Origin of the sequence: Novosphingobium sp., from assembly GCF_040079535.1 — a bacterium.
GTDB lineage: Bacteria > Pseudomonadota > Alphaproteobacteria > Sphingomonadales > Sphingomonadaceae > Novosphingobium.
The window spans coordinates 37,145-54,294 of the sequence record NZ_JBEBKB010000005.1 but is presented as its reverse complement, the minus strand read 5'-3'; the positions used below and the strand labels follow the sequence as shown (position 1 = coordinate 54,294).

Below are 17,150 nucleotides of genomic sequence, written 5' to 3'. Positions count from 1 at the left end.
GAAACCATGAAGATTCGCAACAGCCTCAAGTCGCTTAAAGGCCGCCACCGCGATAACCGCGTGATCCGCCGCCGTGGGCGCACTTATGTGATCAACAAAACCAATCGCCGCTTCAAGGCGCGCCAGGGCTAATCACCCAATGGCGGGGGTTGCAAACGCAGCCCTTGGCATACATTCCGGCCCGCCTTTCCGATGGGAAGTGCGGGCCGGAATCGTTTTAACCGGAGGACCTTGGCAATGACCGGGCGAATCGAAGCCGTGGTATTCGATGTTGGCAAGGTGCTGGTCGAATGGGAACGCGATCTGCCGTTTCGGCGTCTGATCCCGGATAGCGCGGCCCGCGAATGGTTCATGGCCGAAGTTATTCCGATCGCGTGGCACGGGATGCACGATGCCGGGCGCGATGCCGAAACGATGATCGCACAGCGCAGCGCGGAATTCCCCGATCAGGCCCACCTGATTCGCGCCTGGCTAACCCATTTCAACGAAACCATCCCTGGCCCGGTCCCCGGCAGCACCGAAATTGTTGAAGAACTGCACGCCGCCGGGGTGCCGCTGTTCGCGATCACCAATTTCGGCGCCGATACCTGGGCCGGTTTCGCGCCTACCTATCCACTGTTCGGACTGTTCAGTGATATCGTGGTTTCCGGGACCGAGAAGCTGGCCAAGCCTGACCCGGCAATCTACGCTCTGGCGGCGCGGCGCTTTGGACTTGATCCTGCGGCGATGCTGTTCATCGATGATAGCCTTGCCAATGTGCAAAGCGCACGGGCTTGCGGCTGGCACGCGCACCACTTTGCGGGGGCAGACGGCCTGCGCGCCGATCTGGTAGAGCGCGGGCTGCTAGGTTGAGCCCGGCAAAAAGGAGGCCCCCGTTCTTGCGAACGAGGGCCAGGGGGGTGTCAGGGGGCTGACTTCGATAAGTTCTGGGGTAAATTCCGGGCTGCGATCAGGCAGCCTTGGCGTTGCATTCGGCCAGTTCTTCAGCGCTGAACGCACCCTTGGGGCCGGAAAACGCGGCCAGCGGGCCGAATGCCTTGGCAACCTTGATGCAGGTGTAGATCGAGCGCGATCCATCGATTTCGCCGCTGCAGGCATCGCCTTTGCAGTTCCACACCACGCCGTTGATGATCTTGGCCTTGGGTGCTTGAAGCGCGGTGCTGAGCTGCGCCTGATAGCGATCTACCCCGGCAGCATGGGCATTGGTGGTGGTGGCGGTGAAGCTGGCAAGTGTGCCAGCAAGGGCCAGGCCAGCGGCCAGAAGGCTGCGGGTAAGTGGGCTGTAATTGGTAGCGATCATGGTTCGTATCCCTCTAAAACGTGAGGCAAGCAGGGATCGAAAGGGTCCTGGGAGGGGAGACTCGATTTGCGTTGCTAATTGCTACCTATAGTGATAGGTTTTCAGTTGCAACTAGAAACTGTGCAGTGCGGCAAAGATTTTTTTGTCGGTTGCAAAGCGCAATTGAGTTATAGCCGCACCAAGGGACAAAGAGGGATCGCCAGATGGGCAATTTGCACGAACCGCTGAACGATATGCAGAACTGCGGGCTTCCCGCAGCGCTGGAAGTAATGGGTGAACGCTGGAGCTTCATGATCCTGCGCGCCGGCTTCAATGGCCTGCACCATTTCGAAGAGTTCCTCTCTACCCTGGGGATCGCCCGCAACATCCTGTCCAACCGGCTTGCCCGGCTGGTCGAACACGGGATCATGAAGCGTCAGGCGCTGGCCGAAGATCGCCGCAAGATCGAATACCGGCTGACCGAAAAGGGCCTAGATCTGCTGCCCGCCATGCTGGCGCTGCGCCAGTGGGGTGAAAAATACGGCTGCGGCATCCCCTCAAACCCGGTGCTGTGCGACGAGCGCGATGCCCAACCGATCGCGCTGATCGGCATCCACGCCCACGATGGTCGGCGGCTGGACTATTGGGAGCTGGAATGGCGCGATGCCGCCGATGTCGGCAAACCGGCGGTGAACCATGAGGATCACGCGATCAAGCCGCAGCTTAATGTGCTGCGGTAGGGTTATCGGTCCATAAGATTGACAAAACTCGAATTTATTGTTACCCACCTCATCAAGCCGAGCATCTCGGCACCGAGCTAAAGGCGGTTGCAACGAAGTTAGCTTCTGCGCACCGCCGACCTGATCGTACCATAGGGCCGCTAATTTAGCGGCCCTATGTATTTTGAGCGTCCCGAGACAAAACCAAGATAGACATTGAAAACTCGATAATTGAGAGCCTTACGAGACTCCTTATTGAGTTTGTTGGGAGTTCCTGGGCGATCGCGCGTGATCAGATGATTGGGATCCAAGGTATCTATAAGTGCATGAAGCACACAGAAGTACTGAAGGACGCGTTGTCGCACTTCAGATTCGTGCAACTCCCCTAGGACGGCAGTCAACGGCTGTAGCCACCGCGCAGACAGTGGGTCCGGCTCTACACTTCGAATAAATTCGACAAAATTCATCGTCCGGCCCTCAATCAGCGCAACTTCACCTAAAGCCCTTTGCGAAGCTCGATCAATCAGGCGAACTTTCCTCGATTGCAGACAATTCAGGAAAGCTTGCGTTTGCCGGCCTCTGTCGGTGCGCGCAATCTCAACCGAAAGACCGCGAAAACGAACGACTTCCACCTCTGCCCAAAACTGCACGAAGAGATAAACGAGACTCGCGATTTCTGAATCAGCTAGCGAACGATCCGACTTTTTGCGGATTGGCAGAAAATCCTGCTCGGCCAAGGACCTCAACTTCCCGACCAATTCATCTGAAGCACGCAGGAGCGGCTCAAGACTCTGATCGACATTACGCTGGTGATCGCGCTTGCCTACCCGCCATTCCTTGATCTCCTTGTAAATCAATTCAATCGCCGCAAAGCTGCCCGCACCACCAAACGCAGCTGCGAACACTGCCCACCAACTCTGCTCTGCCATATCCCCCCTAACTCCGCGGCGCTGTCCGCCGATAACTAAGCGCCTCGGCTACGTGGATCCGCCCCACGCCTTCGCTTCCCGCCAGATCGGCGATCGTGCGCGCCACGCGCAGCATCCGGGTATAGCCGCGCGCCGATAGCCGCATTGCTTCAGCGGCTTGCAGCAGCAGTTTGCGGCCCGGATCATCGGGGGTGGCGTGGCGTTCCAGCATATCGCCATCAAGTTCGGCATTGCTGCGCTTGCCGGTGCCGGCCATCCGATCAAGCTGGATCGCCCGGGCTGCACCCACCCGCGCGGCCACTTCGGCGCTGCCTTCGGCGGGCGGGGGCAGCGAGAGATCGGCAGCGCTGACCGGATCGACATCAACGTGCAGATCGATCCGGTCAAGCAGCGGCCCCGAAACCTTGCTTTGATAATCCGCCGCACATCTTGGCGCGCGGCTGCAGGCCAGCGCCGGATCGCCCAGATGCCCGCAGCGGCACGGGTTCATCGCCGCCACCAATTGCACCCGCGCAGGGAATGTAACGTGGGCATTGGCCCGCGCCACATCGACCACGCCGGTTTCCAATGGCTGGCGCAGCGAATCGAGCGCCGCGCGCTGAAATTCGGGCAGCTCATCCAGGAAAAGCACCCCCAGATGGGCCAGGCTAACCTCACCCGGCTTAACCTTCAGCCCGCCCCCGGTCAGCGCCGCCATCGAGGCCGAATGGTGGGGGCTGCGGAACGGGCGGGTCCGGCTGATCCGGCCTTCCTCGAGCAGACCAGCCACCGATGAAACCATCGACACTTCCAGCGCCTCTGCCGGGCTTAGCGGTGGGAGAATGCCGGGCAGGCAACTGGCCAGCAGGCTTTTTCCCGCGCCGGGCGGACCGATCATCAGCAGGTTGTGCCCCCCTGCAGCGGCGATTTCCAGCGCGCGTTTGGCCACTTCCTGGCCTTTTACCTGTTTGAGATCCGGGCCAAAACCGGGGCTTTCAGCCTCTCCAGGCTGCGGCCGGGCCAATTGCTGCGTGCCTTTCAGATGGTTCAGCAGGCTGGTCAGATTGGGCGCGGGCACCACCGGCACGCCGCTGGCCCAGGCCGCTTCGCTACCCTGGATCGCCGGGCAGATCAGCCCGGCATCCTGGCCCCCGGCATGCAGCGCCGCCAGCAACACGCCTGGCGAGCCAACTATCCGGCCATCCAGCGCCAATTCGCCCACCGCAAAGAAATCGGCCAGTTGTTCCGCATCGGTAACCCCCATCGCACCCAGCAGCGCCAGCGCGATCGGCAGATCATAGTGCGAACCTTCCTTGGGCAGATCGGCCGGCGACAGATTGATGGTGATCCGTTTGGGCGGGAGCGACAGGCCCATTGCAGCCAGTGCCGCATGAACCCGTTCCTTGCTTTCATTGACCGCCTTGTCAGGCAAGCCGACCACACTGAACCGCGGCAATCCGGGCGCGATCTGGCACTGCACTTCAACACTGCGCGCCTCCAGCCCCAAATAGGCAACCGTACGAACCAGTGCGACCAAAGTAATGCCCCCCATCAATACAGCCCAATACTTGGGTGATGGCCTGCGCACGGCGGCTTGTCGAGCAATTGCGCCTGATGCGGATCAATCGGGCGCTGGCTGGGTTATGGCAAATTTATCTTAACCTTTGCCGTTGGCAGGTCGGTAAGGGCATCGCGGGCAAAAGCAGCGCATGCGTAAGTGGATTGCCATCACCCTGCCGATTCTGGCCCTGCCGTTTCTTGCGGTTGCCGCCAGCCCTGCTGCGGCCCAGACGACAGTGACGGTTTCGGCGGACGGAACCACCACAACTGTCACCGAATACTATGTTGAGGACGGCAATCAGCGCGTGCTGGTCCATCCGCCTGCACCAATCCCGCAGGGTGTTGCCCGGTTCGGCCCATTTCGGGTGATCGATGGCAACCGCGCGGCACTGGTCGATTCAACCGATGCCCGCAGCCCCGCGCAATTCGAAGCTATGATGGCAGCATTTCCGGGGATCACCCAGATCGACCTGATCGACGTTCCCGGCACCGAGGACGACAGGGCCAATATGCGGTTGGGCCGGATGATCCACGCCCGCGGCATCACCACGCATGTTCCGCCCGGCGGATCGGTTCGTTCGGGCGGGGTTGAGCTGTTTCTGGCCGGGCGCAAACGCATTGCCGATCCCGGCAGCGAATTTGCGGTCCACGCCTGGGAAGACGATGAAGGCCGCCAGGCGACGGACTATTCCGCCGATGCCCCGGAAAACAAGGCCTATGTCGATTACTACGTCGAAATGGGCATGGAGCCAGAGCAGGCCAAGGCGTTTTATGCCATGACCAATTCGGCGCGGTTCGAGGATGCCCGTTATCTGACCGATAAGGACATGGGCACGTGGGTGAACCTGGATTGAGTTTCCCGGCCGGGCGTGTCATCCAGCGATGCCCCGGCGCGAGCTGAAAAAACCACTCCTCGCTTGACTCTAATCCATCCCTTGATTAACGGCCCGCCTCTGATTTGACGCTTCCTGTACAGGGGGCGCTGCGAACACCGAATTTCCAAAGGTTGATACAATGAAGCGCACGTTCCAGCCCAGCAACCTCGTCCGCGCCCGTCGCCACGGCTTCCGCCTGCGCTCGTCGACTGTCGGTGGCCGCAAGATCCTGCGCGCGCGCCGTGCCCGCGGCCGCAAGAAGCTTTCCGCCTGATCGCGAAAACCAGAATGTCGGTCCTGACCAGAAGGGCCGATTTCTTGGCAGCTAACCGGGGCTTGCGCATAGCACGTCCCGGTTTTGTACTTTTGGTGAACCCCAACCAGAACGATTCGATGCGGTTTGGCATCACCGTTACCAAGAAAATCGGCAATGCGGTGATCCGTAACCGGATGAAACGCCGGTTCCGTGCCTTGCTGCGCGAACTGCTGCCCGCTGCCGGCCTGCCAGCCCATGATCACGTCATGATCGGCCGCGAAGGCGGGGTAGAGCGCGATTTTGCCCGGCTGCGCGAAGAGCTGACCGCAGCCCTTACCCGCGCCGCCGAGGGCAAAGGCGATCCGCCGCGCCGCAAGCCGGGCCCGCGCAAATGAAGCGCTTGCTGATCCTGATCGCGCGCGGCTGGCAACTGGGCCCATCGCGGGTTCTGCCGCCTTCGTGCCGCTATGCTCCGTCCTGCTCGCAATACGCGATTGAGGCTTTGGAACGGCACGGCGCGATTCGCGGTGGATGGTTGGCGTTTAAGCGGCTAATGCGCTGCCATCCTTGGGGGGGACACGGGTACGATCCTGTTCCGTGACCGGCCGGTGCCTTGATAAGCGCGGCCACCTTCCCATTTGACTGACAAGCATTTCGATAAAGGGCCATCCGTGGACAAACAGAATTTTCGCAACATGGTCCTGGCCGGGGCGCTTACCCTGCTGATCTTCATCGGCTGGGATTGGGGGATGGGTTATTTATACCCGAACGCGAACAAGGCCCCCACACCAGCGGCAAGCAGCCCGGCAGCAGGCGCACCGATCGCGGCCGCCAGCACCAGCCCGGCTGGCCAGGCTGCCCTGCCGGGGCAGGTGGCGCAGCCGGGGCAGCCGCGCGATCTGAAGGCTGCGCTTGATCCCGCCAGCCGGGTGGCTATCGCCGCGCCGGGGCTTGCCGGATCAATCAACCTGATCGGCGGCGTGATCGATGATCTGACCACCAGCCGCCACAGCACCGCGCTCGACAAGGCCCAAGGGCCTGAGCGAATCTTTGCGCCGGCCGGCACGCCGCGCCAGCAGTTTGCGCAGTTCGGCTGGTCTGCCGGCGATGGCACAGCAGCGATCCCCCTGCCCGATGCCCGGACCGTCTGGACCGTTCCAGCAGGAGCCAAGCTGACCCCGCAGACGCCGGTAACACTCAGCTGGAACAATGGCGCCGGGCAGGCATTTTCGCTGACCTATGCGATCGATGCGGATTACATGCTGACGATCAAGCAGCAAATCAGCAACACCGGGCCCGCAGCGGTTGCGATCAAGCCCATTGCCCAGCTCAACCGGGAACAACCACCAGCCGACGACAAGGAAGCGCTCGACACGTTCAATGTTCACGCCGGCCCATTTGGCGCTTTCGACGGCGCCGTTTCGTTCGGCAACAATTATGACGATGTCGCCGGGGCCAAGCTGCTGGACAACAAGGGCAAGACCGACTGGATTGGCTTTACCGACATCTACTGGATGAGCACGCTTATCCCCGAGAAGACCGATGCGACCAGCGATTTCCGCGCGATTGGCAAAGGGGTCTTCCTGGCCGATCTGTTCTATCCGCAGGTCAGCATCGCACCGGGGCAGCAAAGCGCCCAGGTGACCCGGCTGTTTGCCGGAGCCAAGGAAAGTTCGGTGCTTGATCGCTATGAAGCACAGGGCATCACCAAATTTGGACTGACGATTGACTGGGGCTGGTTCCGCTGGTTCGAAAAGCCGATCTTCTGGTTGCTGTCCAAACTGTTTGAACTGACCAACAACTTTGGCGTGGCGATCATTGCGTTGACGGTGATCGTGCGTGGCTTGATGTTCCCGATCGCCCAGCGCCAGTTCGCCAGCATGGCGGCGATGCGCGCGATCCAGCCAAAGATGAAGGCAATCCAGGAACGCTACAAGGACGACAAGCAAAAGCAGCAAGAAGAGGTGATGGCGCTTTACAAGAAGGAAGGCGTCAACCCGCTGGCGGGGTGCCTGCCGATCTTCCTGCAGATCCCGGTGTTCTTCGCGCTCTACAAGGTGCTGACGCTGAGCGTTGAAATGCGCCACCAGCCGTTCTTTGGCTGGATCAAGGATTTGTCCGGGCCCGATCCGGCACACATCCTGAACCTGTTCGGCCTGCTCGATTTCACCCCGCCGGGCTTCCTTTCAATCGGTGTGCTGGCCCTGTTGCTGGGGATCACCATGCACCTTCAGTTCAAGCTGAACCCGGCGCAGATGGATCCGGCCCAGCAGCAAGTTTTTGCGATGATGCCGTGGATCATGATGTTCATCATGGCCCCATTTGCGGCCGGGCTGCTGATCTACTGGAACACGTCAAACGTGCTGACGATCGCCCAGCAGGCCTATCTCTATTCAAAGCACCCGGATTTGAAGGCGCAGGCTGACAAGGGTGAGCAGGATGCCAAACGGGCGAAGGGACGGGGCTGAACCATGACTGAGCCCGATCTGACCGAATCGGCCCGGCGCCTGTTTTCCGGGCGGGTTGATTTCCTGCGATCGGCCCCTTCGCTCCAGTTCCTGCCCGATCCCGAGGAGCCGGAAATCGCGTTTGCCGGGCGATCGAACGTGGGAAAAAGCAGCCTTATCAACGCGGTGACCGGGCGCAAATCAATCGCCCGGGCATCGGTGACTCCGGGCCGCACGCAAGAGCTGAACTTCTTTGAAGTGGGCACGCCTACCCAGATCCGGCTGGTTGACATGCCCGGTTATGGCTTTGCCAAGGCTCCGCTAAAAGTGGTCGAAAACTGGAAAAAGCTGGTGCGCGATTACTTGCGCGGGCGGGTGGTATTGAAGCGTGCGCTGGTGCTGATCGACGGCCGCCACGGCGTGAAGGACGTTGACCGCGAAATGATGAAAATGCTGGACGAAAGCGCGGTCGGTTACCGGCTGGTGCTGACCAAGGCTGACAAGATCAAGGCCAGCGAGCTGGAAGCCGTGCTGGTGGCGACCCAGGCCGAGGCCCGCAAGCATTCGGCTGCTTTCCCGGTGGTCCACGTTACCAGCGCCGAAAAAGGCATGGGCGTAGCCGAACTGCGCACCGCGATTCTGGAAGATTCGCTGGTTTAGAAGGACAGCCCCGGCACTTCGGCCATCGGCATACTGGCTCCCATGATCCGGGCCAAAGTCGGCGCGATGGCGCGCTGGTCTATTTCTCCAAGGTTGCGGCCTTTGGGAATGCCCGGGCCCATGATCATGAAACTGGCGCGAAGTTCGGGTGAACCCGGAAACCAGCCATGGGTGCCTTTGTTTTTGGGCACCGCGTAGAGCCCCTTGGCTTGGTCCGCAAAGCTGCCAGCCGAGGTTCCCAGCTTGAAATTGACATAAAAGCTGGCGTCCGGATTGCCGCCCATCCCCTTGATTTCAGCGGCATCGGCGATCCCGGCGATCCCGCTTTCCGGCTCGCTTTGAAGCGCGGCAAGCTTGGCCGCGACCAGCGCTTTGAGCGCCGGATGATTCGGCCGCGCCAGCACGATCGCCGCGCTGCCGCCGCTGGGCCAGGGCATCGCTTCCCAGCTTTTCACTTTGCCATCGGGGCCCACCACAATCAGCCCGGCATCGATGAACGCGCGGAACAGATTGGTCACTCGCATTACCGGCGCAAAACCATGATCGCTGACCAGCGCGATGACCGCATCGGGATGGGCTTTGAGTTCGGCCGCAATCACTTGCGCCAATGCGCTGTCAATCCGTTCGAGCACGGCATGGGCGCCGGCCGTGCCCGGTCCGTCGATATGCTGCTGGTGATCGTAGGCGGTGTAATAGACGGTCAGAAATTCTGGCGCGCGGGCCTCAATCAGGCTGACCGCAAAGCGGGCGCGGTTTTCATCGCCATCGATGTCTTCGATTATCCCCTGGGCATAGGGTTCGCCCCGGGCCTGTTCCAGGTGGGCCAGCAGACCGGGCGTGGCCAGCGCCGCCAACAGCTTTGCATCATCCCCGTGGCCGGTGCGCCACACTTGCGGCAGGTTCCAGTTGATCCCGGCTGCGCCCACGCTGACCGGCCAGTGCAGATTGCCCACCGAAAGCCCTGCGCCGCTGGCCGCCTGCCACAAGGTTGGCACCTTGAAATCCTGCGCGAACCAGAACCAGCCGCCGGCGTTGATCTGCAGCGGATCGAAAGTGGTATTGCCCACAATCCCGTGCCGCGCCGGGCTGACCCCGGTCAGCAACGTGGCATGGCTGGGATAGGTTACCGTCGGCAAGACCCCGCGAACGCCGCTGGCATAGGCCCCTTCGCGCACAAACCGCCGCAGCGTCGGCACCTTCAGCCCGCGCTTGTCAGCTTCCAGCACATCGCCAGGACGCAGTCCATCAACTGAAATCAGCAGCACCGGGCCTGCCCACACCGGATTGGCGCAGACAAGCCCGATAAGCACGGCGAACGCAGCAGCGAAGCGGCGCAGCATCAGAATTCAAACCGCAGTGTGGCAAAGATCTGACGCGGCGCGCCGGCCAGCAGGGTCTGATTATCCCCGCTGTTGCCAAACCCGTTCGAACCAATGGTCGAAACGTATTCAAGATCGAACAGGTTGGTCACGTTCATTTGCAGCTCCACCTTTTGGCCCTGCGGCAGCTTAAAGCGAAATCCCAGCGATGCATCGACAATCGTACGACCATCCACCCAGCGGTCATTGGTATAGGTGAAAAAGCGCTTCGACATATAGCCAGCCGCAAGCCGGCCAAACACGGTGCCATCATCATAGGCCACTTCGCCGTGCAGCAGGTGCTTGGGCGAATCGACAACCGATTTTCCAGCCGTGGGAATCACGGTGGAGGGCAGGGTTGAAGTGATGACCACATCATCGCGGTAGGTATTGTCATTATAGCTGTAAGAGACAAACATGGTGAGCGGGCCGGTGCGGTATTCGCCGGTCAGCTCTACCCCTTGGGCGCGCACTGAACCCACATTTTGCAGCGCGTTGACCGCACCGATGATCCCGACCGACGTGGGGATGGTCAGCAGGCGGTTGCGGAAATCGACGTGATAAACCGCGACAACCCCGTGGAAACCACCAGAACCCATCCGCAAGCCCAACTCATAGGTGTCAGACTGTTCGGGCAGCAGCGATCCCTTGATCGCATCGAACCCGGCCTGGCTGGATGAGAACGGGCCCGCCGTGGTTGATGAGACATAGGCCCGGGTTACCTGGGTAAAGCCGCCAAACGCCTCAAGCCCGCTGCCCATTTTGTAGTTGAACCCGGCATGCGGCTGAAACCAGTCAACGGCCGAAAGATCACCCACGGTGCGTCCGCCCAGGATCACCGCACTGGCCTGATTATCAACGCTAAAGCCCTTCCAGCCCAGATTGAGCGTCAGATCGCCAAGCGAAAATTCGTCTTCAACATGATACTGGACCGTCGCCGTGTTGAACCGGATCTGCCACTGGGTGAAGAATGCCCCGGTCTGGAACTGCATGTGATCCAGCCCCGGCGATGTCAGGCTTTGATAGGCATAAAAGCGGCGTGACTGTTCAAAATCGTTGTTTTCATACCACCCGCCCACGGTCACGTGGTGCGCGCCGATATCAAGTTGCAGATTGCCGAAAAAGCCCATCCGCTCGATGTCATATTCGGTGGTCCGAAGCGCCATCGGCACCCCGGTGGGGCTGTTGACATAGGGAGTGGCCCAAGTGCCCTGCCCTTCGTTGAGGTGCAGGTAGCCCTTGATCTTGAACGTGGCCGTGGCGCCCAGCGGCACTGTTAGCCCCAGCGAGCCAAGCTGATCGCGGCGCAGGCCCGAAGCATCGTAATAGGCGTCATCCAGACTGGCGATCGGTGCAGGATAGACCGTTCCGGCTGCGGGGTTGAGCGGCACCGTGCCGCTATCGCCCCGATTTGCGCCGATATCGGCCACTTGCAGCGCCAGCAGGTATTGCGAAGGGCCGAAATTGTCCCAGCGATAGCCCAGCCGCCCGATCATCTCTTGCGAAAGATCCTGGTAATCGTCCTCGGCTCGGTCTGAATAGCTGTAGGTGGCATCGACAGTGGCCCCGCCCAGCGGCACCAGCACTTTGCCGTTGATCATGAATTGCTGCTGCAGCCCTTCGCCCTTCCACTTGTTGGAGCTGAGCAGTTGAACCGAGGCATAGCCGCGCGCACCATCATCGCGGCCAAACCGGACCCGGGCAAAGCCGCGCGCGGTCTCTGACGATCCATAGGTCGCGGCCAGCGTAAGGGCTGGCAGGCTGGCCGGATCAGCGGTGAAGAATTCCAGCGTCCCGCCCAGATTGTTGGTCGATTGCGCCCCGATCGAACCGGATCCCTGCGATACCAGCGTGCGACCAATATTGTCGGAAGAAACCGCACGGCTGATGTGCAGGCCGTTGTTGTTGCCATAGGTCATGTCGCCCAGCGGGATGCCATCAAGATTGAAGCCCAGCTGATTCTGGTTGAACCCGCGGATCGTCACTCGGGTTGACCATTCATAGTTCCCGAACGGATCGGCCGACTGGATGTTGACGTTGGGCAGTTTTTCGATTGCCCGCAGCGGGCTGGAACCGGGGGCAAGAATCGCGATATCGGCTGGGCGCACTGTCTGGACCTGGCGCGACTGGCCCTGGCCAAACACCACGATATCGCCGCTCGCTTCACTCGCCTCGGCCTCTGGGGCGGAATCCTGGGCAAATGCAGCCCCGGGGATGAAAGCTGCGGACACGAGCAGAACCTGGAAAAACTTGCGCATAACGCCCCTCTTCGGTTGGAAACGAGGCAGGGGGTAGGAGCGCAATGTTACGCTGCAATGCACAATTGGAGAAAGTTCAGCTACAGTTTTAGGCGCAAATGCAGGCAGCAAACCTACAGCTATGTGACCGGCTTGGCGAACAATTGGCCAAGATCGGCAAAAGCCTTCATCTCGATCGCATTGCCCGATGGATCCCGGAAGAACATCGTTGCTTGTTCCCCCACCTGCCCCCGGAAACGCACATACGGTTCGATTTCAAACTTTACACCGGCTGCCTTCAGGCGCGCGGCCAGCGCTTCCCAATCGGCCAGTTCCAGCACGATTCCGAAATGCGGCACCGGCACCCCGTGGCCATCAACCGGATTGCTGCCCGCGTCCCCAGCCGCCGCTCCGGTGCAATGCGCCACGATCTGGTGGCCATAGAAATCATAGTCGATCCAGCTATCGCTGCTGCGCCCTTCGCGGCAGCCCATAACCGTACCCCAGAAATGGCGGGCCTCTTCAAGATCACGGACTGGAAAGGCAAGATGAAACGGGCGCAGGCTCATAGCGATCCTTGTTCAGACTCGACAGTTTTTTGCTGAATAGGTAGCGCGGTATCCCATGAAGCTTATTATCGGCAACAAGAACTATTCCAGCTGGTCGCTGCGCGGCTGGCTGGCGTGCAAGCAATCGGGCCTTCATTTCGAGGAACTGCAAGTCCCGCTTTATGGCGAGGACTGGGATCAGCGAAAAAAGGAAACCGAAGGCATCGCCCCATCATCGGGCAAGGTCCCGGTGCTGTGGGACGGTGAAGGTGTTGTCTGGGATAGCCTGGCGATCATCGAATACCTCGCCGACAAGGTTGGGCGCGAACGGTTTTGGCCCAAGGCTGATGATGCCCGGGCGATGGCCCGTTCGATGGCCGCGGAAATGCACAGCTCGTTTGCAGCACTGCGGGTGCAATGCCCGATGAACGTGCGCCGCCGGGTGGAAGGCGCCAAGATCGATGAAGCCGCCAAGGCCGATATTGTCCGGATCCTGACCCTGTGGGCCGAGGCACGCGCCCGGTTCGGCAAAGGCGGGCCATATCTGTTCGGCACGTTCAGCGCAGCCGACATCATGTTTGCCCCCGTGGTCAGCCGGTTCATCTCTTACGGCGTCGGCGTGCCCGGCTTTGCGCTGGCCTATATGGAAGCGATGTGGGAGCACGAATGGATGCAAGCCTGGGTTCAGGCGGCCGAAGCCGAGGACTGGGTGATCGAGCAGTTCGAGACTAGCGGAGCGAAGGGCAAGTAGCCGTTTGTCCGGGATCGGATCCGGGACAAACTCGTCTCAAAACTCGCTGCCATCTTTCCTTTTCTGCCGCCCGGCACCGGCAAACAGATGCATATCGATATCGGGATAGTGGCAAGCCGTATCGGCTGGGCGGCCAATCGCCACGAACACACATGGCGCATCCGAACGGTTCTGCAGCACATGTCCGTTGCGATCGTTCTTGGGAAACGCCGCCACATCGCCCGCGCGCATGATGGTTTCGCCGCTATCATCAACCAGCACCGCCTGGCCGCTGATCATCACCACCAGTTCATCCTCCCCCTCGTGCCAATGGCGCTGGCTGGACCATGCTCCGGGTTTCAGCACCACATGGCTGGCGCCGAAATCGGTTAGTCCGGATGCAGGAGCCAGCCGCCGATACCAGCGTTCGGCAATAACATCTGCATAGTGCGGCGGATAGCCGGTGGCGTTGGTCTGGGGGATGGCTTCGAGATCAAGTTTGGGCATTGCGCGCTCCTGCTTGCGGGGGCTGTGCTTACACCATACGAGGGGTGACTATGACCAGCCCTGTACTTGCACTTGCCGAGGCCCTGATTGCCTGCCCCAGCGTAACCCCCGCTGCCGGGCTGGTTTTCGATTGCCTGGAAGGTCAGCTGAAACCACTGGGTTTTGCGGTTCACCGGTTTCAGGTGGGCGAAGCGCCCGATGGGCCGGTTGAAAACCTGTTTGCGATTCGCAAGGGGCCCGAGGGCAGCCGGCACCTCGGCTTTGCCGGCCATGTTGATGTGGTGCCGCCAGGCGAAGGCTGGGCTAGCGCCCCATTTGCGCCTGAGGTGCGTTCCAGCCCGGGCGGCGATCTGCTGTATGGCCGCGGTGCGGTGGATATGAAGGGTTCGATCGCAGCGATGGTGGCCGCCGCCGCCCAGGTGCCGCAAGAGAGCGGAACGCTGAGCTTCATCATCACCGGAGACGAGGAAGGCCCGGCAACTTACGGCACACAGGAGCTTATCAAGCACATGCGCGCCGCCGATGCCGTGCCCGATCTGATCCTGGTGGGCGAGCCGACTTCGGTAAACCGGCTGGGCGACATGATGAAGATCGGGCGGCGCGGATCGATGATCGTCTGGCTGGAAGTCGAAGGGATCGAAGGCCATGTGGCCTACCCGCACCTGGCCGATAACCCGATCACCAAACTGGTCCACCTGCTGGCCGAACTCAAAGCCATGCCGCTGGACGATGGGACCGACTGGTTCCAGCCATCAAACCTTGAAGTAACCGATGTTTCGGTTGGCAATCCGGCCGGCAATGTCATTCCGGCCCGCGCCCATGCCCGCATCTCGATCCGGTTCAACGATTTGCACAGCGGCAAACAACTGGGTGATAGGGTAACGGCAATTGCCTCAAAGCACGGCGGAACTGCCCGCGTGGTGGTCTATGGCGAAGCATTTCTGACCCCGCCCGGCGCGTTCAGCGCGCTGATCGCCGATGCGGTGGAGGCAGAGCTGGGGTTTCGGCCAGAGGCCAGCACCACCGGCGGCACCAGCGATGCGCGGTTCCTCAAAGACCTGTGCCCGGTGATCGAATTTGGCCTGTGCAACGCAACGATGCACAAGCGTGACGAAGCGGTGGCAGTGGCCGATCTGGATGCTTTGGCGCGAATCTATGCCAGGGTTGCAAAGGCGGCTTTGGCAGGCTGATTGCCCCCGGACGCACAGGCTGTTAGGCTGCTCTGCAACAAGCAATATCTGGGGGAAGCAAGCCATGGACCGGCGCCTGACACTCTACATCCTGATCGGCATGGTACTGGGCGTGGTGGCCGGCTGGCTGGTCTTTACGCTGGTCCCCAAGGGCATGGAAGGTGATCTGCACGGCACTTTCCTGAAAAGCTTCGGGCTGCTTTCCAGCATCTTCCTGAACCTGATCAAGATGCTGGTCGCGCCGCTGATCCTCTCAACGATCGTGGTCGGCATCGCGCACATGGGCGATAGCGCGGCATTGGGCCGGATCGGCTTTCGCGCCATCACCTGGTTTATCATCGCCAGTCTGATCTCGATCGGGCTGGGGCTGCTGATGGTCAATCTGACCCAGCCCGGTCTGGGCGTCGATACCAGCGGGGCCAGCGCCAAGGCTGTGGGCGAAGTGGCCAAGCTCGATTTCTTTGAATTCGTGCTCCACATCTTCCCCAAAAATGCGATCGATGCGTTGGCCACCAACAATATTCTGCAAATTTTGGTCTTCTCGCTGTTTGCAGGCGTTGCGCTTTCGGCAATCGGAGAGAAAGGTGCCCCGCTGGTGCGCGGCGCCGATGCCCTGGCTGAAATGATGCTGCAAATCACCGGCTATGTGATGCGCTTTGCGCCAATTGCTGTGTTTGGCGCGCTGGCCAAAGTGGTTGCCAGCAGCGGGCTCGATATTCTGTGGACTTATGTGAAGCTGGTTGGCTGGTTCTATTTCTCGCTGGCGATCCTGTGGACGATCCTGCTGAGCATTGGCGCAGTGTTCCTGCGCGGACGGATCTGGACGCTGATCCGCTATATCCGCGAACCGATGATGATCGCCTTCTCTACCGCATCGAGCGAGGCGGCGCTGCCCAAGCTGTTTGAACAGCTTGACCGGTTTGGTGTGCCGCGGCGGATATCGGGCTTCATGCTGCCTTTGGGTTACAGCTTCAACCTTGATGGTTCGATGATGTACATGAGCTTTGCCACGATCTTCATCGCGCAAGCTTACGGAATCGAGCTAAGCATGGGGACCCAGATCGCGATCCTGCTGACGCTGATGATCAGTTCCAAGGGCGTGGCAGCTGTGCCGCGCGCCAGTCTGGTGGTGATCACCGGAACGCTGGCGATGTTCGGCCTGCCGGTGGAAGGCGTGGCGATCATTCTGGCGATCGACCAGTTCCTCGATATGGGCCGCACCGCCACCAATGTGGTCGGCAATGCGGTTGCCACTTCGGTCATCACCAAGTGGGAAGGCATGCTGGAAGCGCCCGAGCCCGAATTTGTCGAACACCCCCACGCCCCGGCGCATGGCGCGGCCCATGGCCGGGCCGGGCTGGAACTTGACCCATCGAATTTCGAGGACGAGACGAAGTAGGCAAAGCATGGCGCTGCACCGGATCGAAGAGCTTAGCCCCGCAGATCCGGCCGCCACAATCTGTCTGGCGCGCTACTATGCTGAGCTTGATGCGCGTTTTTCCGGCGGCTTCATGGTTGAGCAATCGGCTGATCCTGATGCCGCCGACCTGATCCGCCCGCGGGGATGCTTTTTGGTGGCCTTTGCAGGCGATCAGCCAGTGGGCTGCATAGCGCTCAAAGGTACGGACCGGGGCTATGCCGAAATCAAACGGATGTGGATCGCGAAGCAAGCGCGCGGATCAGGCCTGGCTCGGCACTTGATGGCCCGGATTGAAACGGTCGCCCGTGAGCTTGGCATCACACTGCTGCGGCTCGACAGCAACCGCGCCCTGCACGAAGCAATCGCGATCTATCGCCACTGGGGCTGGACCGAAGTCACTAGGTTCAACGATGATCCCTATGCCGACGTGTTTTTCGAAAAAGCGATTTAGCCAGG

The 17,150-nt window shown here is 60.7% G+C and carries 20 protein-coding genes; 13 read left to right on the top strand and 7 right to left on the bottom strand.

The annotated features are described in order from the left end of the window. Nucleotides 1-6 precede the first annotated feature (6 nt). Complete coding sequence (gene ykgO / locus ABL914_RS03000) at nt 7-132, top strand: type B 50S ribosomal protein L36 (RefSeq protein WP_004210176.1); 126 nt, start codon at nt 7-9, stop codon at nt 130-132. A gap of 105 nt (nt 133-237) precedes the next feature. After that, the gene (locus ABL914_RS02995; protein WP_391561667.1) at nt 238-852 is read left to right on the top strand and encodes an HAD family hydrolase; all 615 of its coding nucleotides are present in this window, start codon (nt 238-240) and stop codon (nt 850-852) included. A 97-nt stretch (nt 853-949) separates the two neighbouring features. Here the strand turns inward: ABL914_RS02995 and ABL914_RS02990 are convergent, their stop codons facing one another. Further along, nucleotides 950-1,300 (bottom strand): hypothetical protein, encoded by a 351-nt coding sequence (locus ABL914_RS02990; protein WP_391561666.1) that lies wholly within the window; start codon nt 1,298-1,300, stop codon nt 950-952. Between the two features lie 203 nt (nt 1,301-1,503). Here ABL914_RS02990 and ABL914_RS02985 point away from each other — a divergent pair, with 203 nt between their 5' ends. Continuing rightward, complete coding sequence (locus tag ABL914_RS02985; RefSeq protein WP_391561665.1) at nt 1,504-2,019, top strand: winged helix-turn-helix transcriptional regulator; 516 nt, start codon at nt 1,504-1,506, stop codon at nt 2,017-2,019. Between the two features lie 140 nt (nt 2,020-2,159). Here the strand turns inward: ABL914_RS02985 and ABL914_RS02980 are convergent, their stop codons facing one another. Both ABL914_RS02980 and ABL914_RS02975 read right to left on the bottom strand, forming a co-directional pair. Then, nucleotides 2,160-2,927: a hypothetical protein gene (locus ABL914_RS02980; RefSeq protein ID WP_391561664.1), complete on the bottom strand. Its 768-nt coding sequence runs from the start codon at nt 2,925-2,927 to the stop codon at nt 2,160-2,162. Between the two features lie 7 nt (nt 2,928-2,934). Further along, nucleotides 2,935-4,443 carry a YifB family Mg chelatase-like AAA ATPase gene (locus tag ABL914_RS02975; RefSeq protein WP_391561714.1) on the bottom strand — a complete coding sequence of 503 codons (1,509 nt, stop codon included), beginning with the start codon at nt 4,441-4,443 and terminating at the stop codon, nt 2,935-2,937. A gap of 172 nt (nt 4,444-4,615) precedes the next feature. On the opposite strand from ABL914_RS02975, the gene ABL914_RS02970 reads away from it, so the two are divergent. From ABL914_RS02970 to yihA, 6 genes are all read left to right on the top strand, one after another. Further along, nucleotides 4,616-5,320: an alpha/beta hydrolase gene (locus tag ABL914_RS02970; RefSeq protein ID WP_391561663.1), complete on the top strand. Its 705-nt coding sequence runs from the start codon at nt 4,616-4,618 to the stop codon at nt 5,318-5,320. A gap of 160 nt (nt 5,321-5,480) precedes the next feature. Continuing rightward, nucleotides 5,481-5,615, top strand: a complete 135-nt coding sequence (rpmH, locus tag ABL914_RS02965; RefSeq protein ID WP_309623789.1) for a 50S ribosomal protein L34 — start codon at nt 5,481-5,483, stop codon at nt 5,613-5,615. Between the two features lie 14 nt (nt 5,616-5,629). Then, entirely contained in the window at nt 5,630-5,992 is a 363-nt protein-coding gene (rnpA, locus tag ABL914_RS02960) for a ribonuclease P protein component (protein ID WP_391561662.1), read from the top strand. Beyond that, nucleotides 5,989-6,198: a membrane protein insertion efficiency factor YidD gene (yidD, locus tag ABL914_RS02955; RefSeq protein WP_391561661.1), complete on the top strand. Its 210-nt coding sequence runs from the start codon at nt 5,989-5,991 to the stop codon at nt 6,196-6,198. The genes rnpA and yidD overlap by 4 nt, the downstream gene beginning before the upstream one ends. Before the next feature lie 70 nt (nt 6,199-6,268). Then, nucleotides 6,269-8,065 carry a membrane protein insertase YidC gene (gene yidC, locus ABL914_RS02950; RefSeq protein ID WP_391561660.1) on the top strand — a complete coding sequence of 599 codons (1,797 nt, stop codon included), beginning with the start codon at nt 6,269-6,271 and terminating at the stop codon, nt 8,063-8,065. Between the two features lie 3 nt (nt 8,066-8,068). Continuing rightward, nucleotides 8,069-8,704 carry a ribosome biogenesis GTP-binding protein YihA/YsxC gene (gene yihA, locus ABL914_RS02945; protein WP_391561659.1) on the top strand — a complete coding sequence of 212 codons (636 nt, stop codon included), beginning with the start codon at nt 8,069-8,071 and terminating at the stop codon, nt 8,702-8,704. Here the strand turns inward: yihA and ABL914_RS02940 are convergent. The 3 genes from ABL914_RS02940 to ABL914_RS02930 form a co-directional block, all read right to left on the bottom strand. Beyond that, complete coding sequence (locus tag ABL914_RS02940; RefSeq protein ID WP_391561658.1) at nt 8,701-10,044, bottom strand: alkaline phosphatase family protein; 1,344 nt, start codon at nt 10,042-10,044, stop codon at nt 8,701-8,703. The two genes, yihA and ABL914_RS02940, sit on opposite strands and share 4 nt — an antisense overlap. Further along, nucleotides 10,044-12,320, bottom strand: coding sequence for a TonB-dependent receptor (locus ABL914_RS02935; RefSeq protein ID WP_391561657.1), 2,277 nt, complete (start codon nt 12,318-12,320; stop codon nt 10,044-10,046). Before ABL914_RS02935 ends, ABL914_RS02940 begins: the two co-directional genes overlap by 1 nt. Nucleotides 12,321-12,439: 119 nt before the next feature. Continuing rightward, nucleotides 12,440-12,868 (bottom strand): VOC family protein, encoded by a 429-nt coding sequence (locus ABL914_RS02930; RefSeq protein WP_391561656.1) that lies wholly within the window; start codon nt 12,866-12,868, stop codon nt 12,440-12,442. 55 nt (nt 12,869-12,923) lie between these two features. On the opposite strand from ABL914_RS02930, the gene ABL914_RS02925 reads away from it, so the two are divergent. Continuing rightward, entirely contained in the window at nt 12,924-13,598 is a 675-nt protein-coding gene (locus ABL914_RS02925) for a glutathione S-transferase family protein (protein WP_391561655.1), read from the top strand. Between the two features lie 36 nt (nt 13,599-13,634). Here the strand turns inward: ABL914_RS02925 and ABL914_RS02920 are convergent, their stop codons facing one another. Beyond that, the gene (locus ABL914_RS02920; protein WP_391561654.1) at nt 13,635-14,084 is read right to left on the bottom strand and encodes a cupin domain-containing protein; all 450 of its coding nucleotides are present in this window, start codon (nt 14,082-14,084) and stop codon (nt 13,635-13,637) included. Nucleotides 14,085-14,134: 50 nt separating this feature from the next. Between ABL914_RS02920 and dapE the strand changes: the two genes are divergently transcribed. The 3 genes from dapE to ABL914_RS02905 all read left to right on the top strand — a co-directional run bounded on the left by dapE (nt 14,135) and on the right by ABL914_RS02905 (nt 17,145). After that, on the top strand, nt 14,135-15,274 hold the full coding sequence (gene dapE / locus ABL914_RS02915; protein WP_391561653.1) for a succinyl-diaminopimelate desuccinylase: 1,140 nt from the start codon (nt 14,135-14,137) through the stop codon (nt 15,272-15,274). Between the two features lie 64 nt (nt 15,275-15,338). Then, entirely contained in the window at nt 15,339-16,673 is a 1,335-nt protein-coding gene (locus ABL914_RS02910; RefSeq protein WP_391561652.1) for a dicarboxylate/amino acid:cation symporter, read from the top strand. 7 nt (nt 16,674-16,680) lie between these two features. Then, nucleotides 16,681-17,145 (top strand): GNAT family N-acetyltransferase, encoded by a 465-nt coding sequence (locus tag ABL914_RS02905; protein ID WP_391561651.1) that lies wholly within the window; start codon nt 16,681-16,683, stop codon nt 17,143-17,145. Nucleotides 17,146-17,150: the final 5 nt, after the last annotated feature.